Raw genomic sequence first — 12,052 nt, 5'->3', positions numbered from 1 at the left:
GCACCCATTATCGGGTCGATGGCAGCCAAACCCAAGTGCGCAGTGCCCGAACTGGCACGCGACGCCGCACAGCTTCCGGGGACTCCGCTGCATCGCCCCCGGCAGGGCCACGCGCGATGATTGCGCTACCCGGATTGGAAGACGGCTCCACCAGACAAGGCCGGGAACAGACCAGGCTGAACACGGCCCCCACCTGGTCTCCAGTCAGCAACCGCGCACGCCTGACTGCGACGCGGTGCCCGACGCACGCGCTTACTTGGACAGTTCAAGCATCGCCGACGATACCCAGCCGCGATTCCCCATCTCGTCCTCTACTTCCCACATCACGCCTTCTTTGGTGCCGGTGGGATACAACATCATGCCCGGTTCTAATGTGCGGACAGCCGCGCCAGTGCCCTTCGCATTAGCCAACAGGCGCCCTGCGCGCGTTACGGTGACTGCCTGTTGGGTGTTGGAAGCAGCCGCATTGCCGGACAGACCTCCAAGCTGGCTGACGATATCGGTATAGGCCTGCAAATACGCCAGCGTGATCACCTGACCAATCTCGGTGTTGGCATAACCGCCAGCGCCGGCTGCGCCGAAATCGCCGCCAGTGAACAAATTGCCACGCGCCCCCCAGCCCAGGTCGGTCTTCTTGGCGTTGCCCTCAGCCATGGCGACCTGTTCGGACGAGCGCACATCGGTGATGGTCAGGACCACGTCCGCGGTCTTCTTGTTGAGATTCAGGCCGCCCACCAAGTTGCCGGCATTGCCACCGACCAAGCCGCCCAGCATGCCGGCAATCGCACTGCCGCCCGCATTGCTGTTCTGCGAAATGAGGTCTGGCGTCATCACGTAGTCGGCCGCGCGGATCTGGCCCTTGCCAACATTGGAACGTGCACGCAGATCACCATTGGCCGCCATATCACGCTCGCGCTGCGATGCCGCCATGCCGGCGCCACGGTCCACCAGGGTGAAGCAGCGCGACTTGTTGACGAACACCTTGATCAACTTGGACGGCGCCGGCAGCTGCTGGCCGGACCACCAGTTGACAGCATCTTCCGGCTCGATAACCGACAGGCTGCCAAGCGGCTTGGCGCATGTCGGGATCTGCGCGACGCCCTCCTTGCGCTGATCCTGCGCGGAGCGCTTGAAGGCGTCTTTGAACCCGGCCGATGCCGGCGCGCTGACGCTGGCCAATGCAATACCCAGCATGCTGGACAGTACCGCCACGCTGACAGAAATCGTCTTGCTCATGTTTAGTCCCCTGACACCTGCGCTGCCGCCGGCAAACGCGATCCGTTGGTGATGAATAGCCTGCGAAGGCTGCCGTTCCTTGGGGCTTCTTTCCCCGGAGGCGGATCATATGCTATTCGCGCTGGCTTTTCATCGCTGCCATGCGGCAACGCGGTCACACCGCCGATGAAACGGACTGGTGCGTGAGACGCTCCACGTTGTGTCGCAAGCGACGGGCATGATGCTGCGCATATTCACGCCGCACAGCAGTGAGCGCAGGCACCTTTGCCGAATCTAGTCCACTTTTACTCCCCCAGGCCCTCCATGCTCCGACCGCGCGCCTTGTCCGCAGCCCTGCTGCTTTCTCTCACCGGGCTGTCGACGTCGGCCGTCGCGGCGGACCAATGCGATTCCAGCCGACTGGGACGCACACCGCCGGCGGTCAACTTCCGGGTCGACAACGACCTGTTCGGTGGCGAGGATCAGGACCAGGGATATTCCAACGGCGCGGTGCTGACCCTGGTGTCGCCCAACCTGGTGGACTACACCGACGATCCCTGCCTGCCGCGCACGGCGCGCTGGGTCAACAGCTATCTGGAGCGCCTGCATCCTGGCGAGTTCGATCAGCAGAACATGGTGTTTTCGATCGGGCAGGCGATCTTCACCCCAACCGACTTCACCCGCCGCGATGTGATCCCCGACGACCGGCCTTACGCCGGCATCCTGCTGGCGAGCTTCGGCTACAACGCGCGTAACGACGCGCATTTGCGCACGACCCAGCTGCAGATCGGCGTGGTCGGTCCGTGGGCGTTCGCGCAGGAGGCGCAGGATGCGATCCACGATGTGCTGGGCGACGAGAAATTCCAGGGTTGGGACAACCAGTTGCACAACGAACCGCTGATCAACCTGGTGCACGAGCGCATGCACCGCTGGCCAGCCGATGCCAGCGGCAATGCCGATGGGTTCGGTTGGGATGTCATTTCGCACTGGGGCGGTGCGCTAGGCAACATGGCCACGCATCTGAACGCGGGCGGCGAAGCCCGCTTCGGCTGGAAACTGCCGGACGACTTCGGCAGCACCCCGACCCGGCCGGCGGGCGAGAACACCGCTCCGAGCCGGTTGAGCCGCGCCCGCGGCTGGTCGGGACACCTGTTCGTGACCTCCGACGCACGCTGGGTGCTGCGTGACATCACCCTGGACGGCAATACCTTCCGCAACAGCCATCGCGTGGACAAGCGGCCGTTCGTGGCCGATGTCGGCTATGGGCTCGCGGTGATGTACGGCCGCTGGAAATTCGCGCTCGCCCGCTACCACCGCACCCGCGAATTCGACACCCAGCGCGAGACACCGGTGTACGGAAGTTTCACCATCAGCCGGATGCTTTGAAGGCGGGGATTCGGGATTGGGGATTGGGGATTCGTAAGAGCGGGCTGCTGAGGCTTCGCTCCTGGCTCGAGATTGGAGATTGGAGATTGGGGATTCGCTAGAGCAGGCTGACGAGGCTCCTGCTCTGGCGTTTACCAATCCCGAATGCCGAATCCCAAATCCCGGCAAACAAAAAGCCGGCGTTCGCCGGCTTCTTGTTTGCATCACTCCGATTCCCACCACATCCAGAACGCATCCCAGAGGCGTTTGAAGAATCCGCCTTCCTCGACCGCGTTGATGGCGACCAGCGGGGCCTGAGCGATGATCTTGCCGTCCAGGCTAACCTTGACGGTGCCGACCTGCTGGCCCTTCTTGATCGGCGCCTGCAGGTTCTTGGCCACGTCCATGCTGGGCTTGAGGTCGTTGTAGCGGCCGCGCTGCAGGCTGACCAGCAGCGGCTGGGCCACGCCCAGCTGCACTTCGTCCTGCGCGCCCTTCCAAACCTTCTGCTTGGTGACGACCTTGCCCGGCGCATACAGGCTGTGGGTCTCGAAGAAGCGGAAACCCCAGTTGAGCAACGCCAGGCTGTCGTCGGCGCGCTGGCGCTCGGAGCTGTCGCCCATGACCACCGCAACCAGACGCTGGTCGCCACGCTTGGCCGAGCTCAGCAGGCAATAACCGGCTTCGGAAGTGTGGCCGGTCTTGATGCCATCCACGGCAGGGTCGCGCCACAACAACAGGTTGCGGTTGTTCTGCTTGATGCTGCCGACCTGGAATTCCTTGATCTTGTTGTAGGCGTAGGTTTCCGGGTAATCACGCACCATCGCACGTCCGAGCAGGGCCAGATCGTAGGCGGTGGAGTGGTGGCCTTCGGCGCTGAGACCATGTGCGTTGACGAAGTACGAGTTCTTCATGCCGATCTTGGCGGCGTAGCTGTTCATCAGCGAGGCGAAGGCCTCTTCGCTGCCGGCCACATGCTCGGCCAGGGCAATGGCGGCATCGTTGCCGGACTGGATCGCCATGCCCTTTTCCATGTCTTCCAGACGCGCGGTCTGGTTGACCGGGAAGCCGCTATAGCTGCCGTCGGTGCCGGCGCCGCCCTCGCGCCAGGCGCGCTCGCTCATCATGACCTGGTCGTCGCGGGTGACCTTGCCGTTCTTGATCTCGGCGGCAACCACGTAGGAGGTCATCACCTTGGTGATGGAGGCCGGCGCCAGTTGCTGATGGATGTTCTCGCCGGCCAGTACCTGGCCGGTGGCGTAGTCCATCAGGATCCAGGACTTGGACACGGCCGGTGCGGGCGCCGGCGGAACCGGCAATGCCGCCGGGGCAGCGGGCGCGGCGGCCGCAGCAGGCGTGGGCTGCGGCGCGGGTGTCTGGGCGCAGACCAGGCCAAAGGCGAACGTGGCCACGGCAGCGGCGGCGAAGCGGAATTTCATCGAAGAACGACTCCTGACAGGCCCGAAGGCCGGGTGATCGGAAATTGTAAAGTGCGACGGCGATCGGGGCGACGTACACCGCCGGGCGCGCAGCCGTGCAGTTCAGCGACAGCGGCGCGCAGGCAGCTGCGGCCCTCGCTGCGCGATGCCTGCATGGCGCCGACCGTGCCTGACCGACCGTGCCCAGAGCAGCCGCCGGGAAAGGCAGCCGGCAGCTAGGTCAGACCCGAGTTTCCGGCTCCGCCCCTGCCGTCCACAGCTGCTCGTGCGTGGCTGCAGCGGGCCGACGGCGGCGGATGCGCCGCTGCAGACCCTCGTCAGTTGGCGACGATCTGCGGGTTGCCGAACCCGAGCCCGGCGATCCGTTGTGCGATCTCGGAGGCATTGGCGTGATCGCGTGCATTCACGCGCAGCCGCCATAGCGTGCGCCCGCCGCTGACGATATCGCTGACGCTGGCGCCGGCGATGCCGGCCGATGCCAGTTGCGACAGCGCGCGGTTGGCGTTTTCGCGGCTGGCGAAACTGGCGACCTGCAGCAGGATGTTGCCAAGCGCCGTTTCGGCCGCGCTCGGGGCCTTTGCCGGTGCCGGATCGGCGGCAGGCAGGCGTGCCGGGGCGCGATCGGCAGTCTTGACCGCGGCCACGGCCGCCGATGCTTGCCGGGGAGCCACGGCCGCCGGCTTGCCGGTGGCCACACGCACGCCCTGCGTCTTCATCCAGGCATCGAAGTTGTCGGCATTGCCGGGTTGACGCGAGTCGGCCACCCGGTAGCGCCAGCGCTCGCCCGCCGTGTTGACCGCTGCGCCTGCGGTCGCCACTGCGGGCGTGGCCGCCGGCGTACCCGCGCTCGCCGCCGCACGTGGCGGCACGGTGCGGGTGGGCAGGCGCTGCACCAGGCCGTCGATCTGGCTGCCGGCGACAGGCCGCGCCGTGGCAACGGCCGTGGTGGCCGGTTGGCCGCCGCGGCGCTTGGCCAGCAAGGTGCCGTTGTCGGCTTCGGTCAGCCCACGCACCTCGACATTACCGGTGCCCCTGCCGGTGATGCCCAGCTTGACCGCAGCGGCGTAGCTCAGATCGATCACGCGCCCATCGTGGAACGGGCCGCGGTCGTTGACGCGCACCACGACCGAATCGCCGGTATCGGTATTGGTCACCAGCGCGAAGCTCGGCAGCGGCAAGGTCTTGTGCGCGGCGGTGAAGGCGTACATGTCGTAGACCTCCTTGTTGGAGGTCAGCCGGCCATGGAACTTGCTGCCGTAGTAGGAAGCGGTGCCGCGTTCGACATAGTCGCCGGGGCTGTCCATCACCACATAGCGCTTGCCCAGCACTTCGTAGGGCGAGCGATTGCCGACGGCAGAGCGCGGCTCGTCGGTGACCAAGGGCTCGGGAATGCAGGCCACGTTGGGCACGTGGTCGGGCGTGCTGTCCTTGACGCCGGGTTTGTACAGACCGCCGGCGGTGTAGTCGCCGCGCGTGGACGGGTCTTCCCTGGCCGGCGCGTAAGGCGATGTCGAGGGGCATCCGGTGGCGACGTGCGCAGGCCCCCTTCCCTCGACCTTGATGCCCTTGACGGCGCCGCTGCCATTGCCACCTGCACTCTTCTTCGGCGCGCTGCTGCAGGCCGCCAGGCCCAACATCAGTGCCATCGGGATCAGCCACTTGGGGCCTGTCATAGTGTTCATGCCGGAGGTAACTCCTTGCCGGCAATGGCCTCGGACAGCTGGAACACGGCCATCGCGTACATCTTGGAAATGTTGTATCGGGTGATCGCGTAGTAATTCTGGAAGCCGAGCCAGTACTGCTTGCCGTTGGCATCGTCCAGGTTGATCGGGGTGGCCGTGCTGCCGGCCACGACCGGCGCGCTGGGGTGATAGCCACGCGCGGACAGATCGGCCAGCGTGTACACCGGTGCCCAGTCGGTGGGATTGAATTCCTCGTGACCGGCGGCCAGCGTGGCCGGCACTGCCACCTGCCCGCCGCGCACCCACCCACCTTTCTTGACGAAGTAGTTGGCGATCGAGGCGAACACGTCGTTGTAGTCGGTGAACAGATTGCGCTTGCCGTCGGCATCGCCGTCGACACCGAACTGGCGATAACTGGACGGCATGAACTGGCCCATGCCCATCGCACCGGCGTAGCTGCCGATCAGCGTGGTGACATCCAGTTGCTCTTCCTTGCCCAGCGCGAACAGCTGGCCGAGTTCATCGCGGAAGAACAGCTCGCGCCGCACCTCGCGTTCGAGCTTGGCCGGATCGCCGCTGCGCGGATAGCGGAACGCCAGCGTGTACAGCGCATCCAGCACGCGGTACTTGCCGGCGTTACTGCCGTAACTGGTCTCCACCCCAATGATGGCCACGATCACCTGTGCCGGCACGCCGGTGGCCGCTTCGACCTTGCTGAGTTCGGCGCGGTGTTCGGCCAGGAACGTGCGGCCGCCATCGATGCGCGCCTGGGTGATGAACATCGGCCGGTATTCGTTCCATGGCTTGACCCGCTCGGCCGGGCGCGACATCGCCGCAACGATGGCGTCCTTGAACTGGGCCTGCGCCAGGGTCGCCTCGATCTGCGCCGCATCGATGCCGTACCTGGCGGTGGTGTCGCGCACGAAGTTGGCGCGGGCGATCTCGAACGGCACCGGAGTCAGATCCACCGGCGGCAAGGTCGGCGCTTCGGCAGCGGCACTGGCAGGCGTGACGGACGCTGCCGACGAGCCCGGCGGTTTGGCCGGCGGCGCGCTGGCGGTCGGCGGCGGGGACGGAGGGCTGGGCTGGGTCGCGCAGGCGACAAGGCCGAGGGTGAGCAGGCAGGTCAGGGTGCGTCGAATCATCGGCCGAGGGTAACAGACATCAGATGAACTTCTGGCAATAAGGCCATGAAACGAAAAGACTTTAGGCAAAGTCAAGGGCGGGCGCAGCAGTGGTTCCTGTTTTTCCTTCGGGAATCCGGGTTCGTTCATGTGGCCCATGCGGAGAGCCGGGACCCGGGACCCGGAGATTGAAAGCGGAGCCGGTGCGCCGCGACAGCACTGCCCCCCTTGCGGATAAACCGGGCCGCAGCTGCAGTCCCAGCCGTCGCCGCACCCTCGACCTGGCGCGGCGACGGCGGGTGCGGTCACAACGCTGGAAAACGCGGCGCTCCCGAACAGGTGGGCACGGCGCCTTCGACTTGCACGGCACCGGTGGTGACGCCGGCACCGGTGGGCGTCAGTGCGCTATTGCTCAACCCGATCTTCGCGTTGCTCGCAGTGACCGACGTGTTTCCGGTCGCCACATTGGCAAGCACCAGGTCCAACGGCGTCTGTGCGTCGTAACCGCGTAGGATCCAGCCCTTGCCACCTGCATCGTTCGCGCTGCGCAATCCATCCACGACGATGGCGCTGAAGGTCGGCTTGGTACCGCTGCTGCCACTGGCGTAGAACGGATTGATCACGACCGGGCTGGTCACGCCGTACAGGCAGGTGTTGCGATAGGTGACCTGACTGACCGCACCGCCCTTGACGATGCTGGTCTTGATGCGCAGGCCGTTGTTGTCGGTACTGCGGTTGCCTGCATCGTCGGTGGACACCAACGCGTTGTTCTCCACCAGCACGTTGCTGACGCCGGACATCACCTCGCTGCCGATCGAGATGCCATGGGTGCCGTAGAACCGCGAGTTGCGCACGGTGATGTTGGCCGACCTGGAATTGATGGTCTTGATCGCTACGCCGTCGTCGCCGCCCATCACGTCGCTGTCGTGGATGGTGGCATTGACCACGCTGTCCAGATCCAGCCCGTCGGTATTGGGGCTGGTGGCCGGCGACTTCACCCGCACGCCCCAGATGGTGAGTCCGTTGACGATGTGCGAGAAGAAATGGAAGTACGGCGCGTTGATCAGATTGATGTGGTAGAGGGTGAACGCATTGGAATTCTGCACCTTGATCAGGTCCGGGCTGTTCTGTACCTGGCCCGCGGCCTTGGCGTTCTCGCCGAATTGCCACCAGCTGGTGTTCTTGCCCAGCATGAGCAGATCGCCGCGCCCGTCGATGGTGCCCTGGCGATCGCCCCGACGAATCCCCATGACGCCGGTGTCGTTGCCCTTGACGCTGATCAGCGGCAGGCAGCCACCGCTCTTGGACGCGGCCACGCCGCACCCACTGCCGTAATCTGCCGGATTGCGCGAGCCGTACAAGGTGACGCCTTGGTCGACGACCAGGGTGACATTGGCCGGAATCGACAGCGGGCCGGTCAGGAACGCGTTCCCACTGCCGCTGGTCAACAGCACGCTTCCGCTCTTGCAAGCGTTGAGCGCGTCCTGGATGGCCTTGGTATCGGGTGGCGCGCCTTCCAGCGCGGCATCGAACAGGCGCCCGCTCGGTGTGTGGCTGGCTCTCACCGTCTGGCAGGTTGCAGGAATCGTCGGCTCGGAGACGGCACGCGTATCGCCGGTGGCGAAGGTGACGGCGCCGGCCTGTGTGGCAAGCGTCAGACAAACGCCACCAATGGCAGCGGGGAGCAGTTTCATAGAAGGATTGTCCGTGAGGAAGAGGGTGCGCGAATCTGCAGGCGATGCGGCGCCGTCATCGCTGCAGAGGCGCCGCGGACTCTACGCAGAGCGGCCCATGGCCGTGCAGGGCTGGCGAACCGTCCACCGTGCGAACGAAGCGGCGCCGCGTGGCAGGCGCGCATTGCGCAGCAATGCACAGAACATGCGATGTGTCGCAGCGCGGCAACACGGCAACGGACCGCTGTGACAACCGCAAACGATGCAGCGTGCAGGCGTGCCCCGCGTCTGCCGAGCCGCGCGACGCAATCAGTTACAACCTCGCGCGCAGACACCGGGGCTGACGCGTTGGCGATACGCGTTCGAGACCTCGCGCCTCAGTATCCGTGCACCGGTCGATGCGACTTCACCGCCATCACCAACCCCAGGCCTGCCAGCAGCGACACCGCCGAGGTGCCGCCATAACTCATCAGCGGCATCGGCACGCCCACTACCGGCAGCAGGCCGGAGATCATGCCGCCGTTGACCAGCACATAGACGAAGAAGGCCAGACCGGTAGCGCCGGCGATCAGGCGCGAATAGGTATCGCGCGCCTGCGCGGCGATCCACAGGCAACGGCCGATGACGATCAGGTACAGGGTCAGCACGGTGGCCACGCCGATCCAGCCGAACTCCTCGCTCAGCACCGAGAACGCGAAGTCGGTGGTCTGCTCGGGGATGAAGTTCAGATGCGATTGCGAGCCCAGCCCCCAGCCCTTGCCGTCCAACCCGCCCGAGCCGATCGCGATCTTGGACTGGATGATGTTCCAGCCGGCGCCGAGCGCGTCGTTCTCGGGGTTGAGGAACATCATGATGCGGTCCTTCTGGTACGGACGCAGCAGCCAGAACCAGGCCACCGGCGCCGCTGCCGCCACACCGCTCACGCCCACCGCCACCCACCACCACGGCAATCCGGCCAGCAGCAGCACGAACACGCCGCTGGCAGCGATCAGCACGCCGGTGCCGAAGTCCGGCTGCAACATGATCAACGCGGTCGGTACGCCGATGATCATGCAGGTGACCAGCACGGTGGAAATGCGCGGCGGCAGCGGCATGCGGTGCAGATACCAGGCGGCCATCATCGGCAGGCTGATCTTGAGCAGTTCGGCCGGCTGCAGGTAGAACACTTTCAGGTCCAGCCACTGGCGGCCGTACTTGCCGGTGCCCAGCACGAACACCGCCAGCAACGGCAGCATCGACAGGCCATAGATCCACGGCGTCCACGCCCGCAGGCGCAGCACCGACATGCGCGAGATGCACCACATCGCGCCGGTGCCGATGACGAAGCGCACGCCCTGCGCCATCACCAGGTGATCGCCCTCGGCAGTGCCGCCTGCGCTCTTGAGCACCGACAGGCCGATCGCCATCAAGCTGCCGAGCGCCAGGCACAGCACCCAGTCCAGGCTGCGCGTGAAGCGCGCAGCCATGTCCACCAGCCAGCGCAGGATGTCGCTCAATGGTCGGTCTCCTGCACCGTATCCGGGACATCCGGCACCACCGGTTGCGCCGGCGTGGTGGGGTCCAGCGCAACCGCGGTCTGGCCGATCATCACCGGCAGCTCTTCCAGTGCGGCGGCGGCCGCGTCGCCGGCCTGACGCGCATCGGTGGCACCGGCCTCGAACTGGTTGATGCCCACTGCGGTCATGCCGAGCTCGCTATCCAGCGGCTCCAGTCCGGCCGGCATCTTGCCCAGCAACCAGGCGTCGAAGATCTTGCGTGCGATCGGTGCCGCCGAACTGGTACCGAAGCCGCCGCCTTCCACCGCCACCGCCACCGCGATGACCGGATTGTCGGCGGGCGCAAAGCCGACGAACAGGCCACGGTGGCGCAGATGCAGCGGCAGGCTGCGCGGGTCCACCGCCGCCACGCCCTTGCGGCTGACCACCTGTGCGGTACCGGTCTTGCCGGCCATCTGGTACGGCGCGCCGGGGGTGATGGCATAACCGGTACCGCCCGGTCGCATGGTGTCCATCATGCCCTCGCGCACCACCTGCAGATGCGCCGGGCTCGGGCTCAGCGGCTTGCCCGGCGGCTGGATCATCGGTTGCCACGGGTGATCGAAACCGGTGCGCTGCTCCAGCACCAGATGCGGGCGCAGCAGCAGGCCGCTGGCGATCGCCGAGACCCCGCGCACCAGCTGCAGCGGAGTCACCTTCCAGTCGCCCTGGCCGATGGCGATGTTGACCGTATCGCCGGGATACCAGCGTTCCTTGCGGGTCTTGTACTTGTAGGCAGGCGACGGCAGGATGCCGCCGATCTCGCCCAGCAGGTCCACCCCGGTGGGCTGGCCGAAGCCGTAGTCGGACATGTAACGGTCGAAGCGCTCGATCCCCATGTCCACCGCCAGGCGGTAGTAATACGTATTGACCGACTGCGCGATCGACTTGCGCAGATCGGTCCAGCCATGCCCGCCACGGTGCGAATCGCCCCAGCCGCGGCTGACTCCGGGCAGATAGAACATGCCCGTGGACAACACCCGGTCCTCCGGACGCCGCAGGCCGCTGTCCAGCCCCGCCAGCGCGATCAGCGGCTTGAGCGTGGAGCCCGGCGCCACGCCACCCAGCACCAGCCGGTTGAACTGCGGCCGCGACGGGTTGTCGTTGAGCATGCGGAAATCGCTGTGCGAGATGCCGTTCACGAACAGATTGGGATCGTAGCTGGGCAGGCTGACCATGCCCAGGATCTCGCCGGTACGTGGGTCCATTGCGATCGCCGCGCCTTCGTGCTCGCCGAACGCGGCCACCATCGCGCGCTGCAGGTCGGCGTCGACCGACAGCCGCAGATCGGCGCCGGACTGCGGTGCGACCCGGCCCACGGTGCGGATGGCGCGGCCCTGCACGTTGGTCTCGACCTGCTCGTAGCCGACCTGCCCGCGCAGATCCTGCTCGTAGTAGCGTTCCAGCCCGGATTTGCCCATGTGGGTGAGCGCAGCGTTGCCCTCGCCGAGGACCGCCAGATCCTTTTCGTCGATGCGGCCGACGTAGCCGATGATGTGCGCGAACAGCGGCCCGAACGGATAGCGCCGGGTCAGGTACGGTTCCAGCTCCACGCCCGGGAAGCGCCAGCGCTCCACCGCGAAGCGCGCCATTTCCTCGTCGCTCATGCGCAGCTTCAGCGTCACCGGCAGGAAGCTGCGGCGCGCGCGGCGTTCGCGCTTGAAGCGCTCCAGATCCTCCGGCGCGATCGGGATCACCTTGCCCAGCGCAGCCAGCATGGCGTCCATGTCGGCCACCTTGTCCGGGGTCACGTCCAGGCGGAACGCCGGCACGTTCTCGGCCAGCAACCGGCCGCTGCGGTCGTAGATCATGCCGCGCCCGGGGACCACCGGCTTGGGCTTGATGCGGTTGGCTTCCGAGCGGGTGGCGTAGACCTCGTGGTCGAGCACCTGCAGCTTGAAGTACCACCCGCCCAGGCCGACCAGGCAGACGACCACCATCGCAAAGCCCAGCACCGCGCGGCGGCGGAACTGCTCGGCTTCGGCGTGCGGATTCTTGGCCTGGCGACGACCGTGCATG

General features: G+C 66.2%; 8 protein-coding genes. 1 reads left to right on the top strand and 7 read right to left on the bottom strand.

Annotated elements, in window-relative coordinates:
• Positions 1–252 precede the first annotated feature (252 nt).
• Positions 253–1,236 carry a CsgG/HfaB family protein gene (locus tag LL962_RS12570; protein WP_228317130.1) on the bottom strand — a complete coding sequence of 328 codons (984 nt, stop codon included), beginning with the start codon at positions 1,234–1,236 and terminating at the stop codon, positions 253–255.
• Positions 1,237–1,539: 303 nt separating this feature from the next.
• Between LL962_RS12570 and LL962_RS12565 the strand changes: the two genes are divergently transcribed.
• Entirely contained in the window at positions 1,540–2,601 is a 1,062-nt protein-coding gene (locus LL962_RS12565) for a lipid A deacylase LpxR family protein (protein ID WP_228317129.1), read from the top strand.
• A 203-nt stretch (positions 2,602–2,804) separates the two neighbouring features.
• Here LL962_RS12565 and LL962_RS12560 read toward each other — a convergent pair whose 3' ends face one another.
• The 6 genes from LL962_RS12560 to mrdA form a co-directional block, all read right to left on the bottom strand.
• Entirely contained in the window at positions 2,805–4,019 is a 1,215-nt protein-coding gene (locus LL962_RS12560) for a D-alanyl-D-alanine carboxypeptidase family protein (protein ID WP_228317128.1), read from the bottom strand.
• A 317-nt stretch (positions 4,020–4,336) separates the two neighbouring features.
• Positions 4,337–5,701: a septal ring lytic transglycosylase RlpA family protein gene (locus tag LL962_RS12555; protein ID WP_228317127.1), complete on the bottom strand. Its 1,365-nt coding sequence runs from the start codon at positions 5,699–5,701 to the stop codon at positions 4,337–4,339.
• A complete protein-coding gene (mltB, locus tag LL962_RS12550) occupies positions 5,698–6,846 on the bottom strand; it encodes a lytic murein transglycosylase B (RefSeq protein ID WP_228317126.1) in 1,149 nt (382 codons plus the stop codon). The genes LL962_RS12555 and mltB overlap by 4 nt, the downstream gene beginning before the upstream one ends.
• Positions 6,847–7,130: 284 nt before the next feature.
• Positions 7,131–8,519 carry a glycoside hydrolase family 28 protein gene (locus LL962_RS12545; RefSeq protein ID WP_228317125.1) on the bottom strand — a complete coding sequence of 463 codons (1,389 nt, stop codon included), beginning with the start codon at positions 8,517–8,519 and terminating at the stop codon, positions 7,131–7,133.
• Between the two features lie 356 nt (positions 8,520–8,875).
• Entirely contained in the window at positions 8,876–9,994 is a 1,119-nt protein-coding gene (gene rodA, locus LL962_RS12540; protein WP_228317124.1) for a rod shape-determining protein RodA, read from the bottom strand.
• On the bottom strand, positions 9,991–12,051 hold the full coding sequence (mrdA, locus tag LL962_RS12535; RefSeq protein ID WP_228317123.1) for a penicillin-binding protein 2: 2,061 nt from the start codon (positions 12,049–12,051) through the stop codon (positions 9,991–9,993). The genes rodA and mrdA overlap by 4 nt, the downstream gene beginning before the upstream one ends.
• Between the last annotated feature and the right edge of the window lies 1 nt (position 12,052).

The sequence above is a fragment of the Xanthomonas sp. NCPPB 1067 genome, assembly GCF_020783795.1.
Taxonomy (GTDB): Bacteria; Pseudomonadota; Gammaproteobacteria; order Xanthomonadales; family Xanthomonadaceae; genus Xanthomonas; species Xanthomonas melonis.
This window is presented reverse-complemented; position numbering and strand designations above follow the sequence as displayed.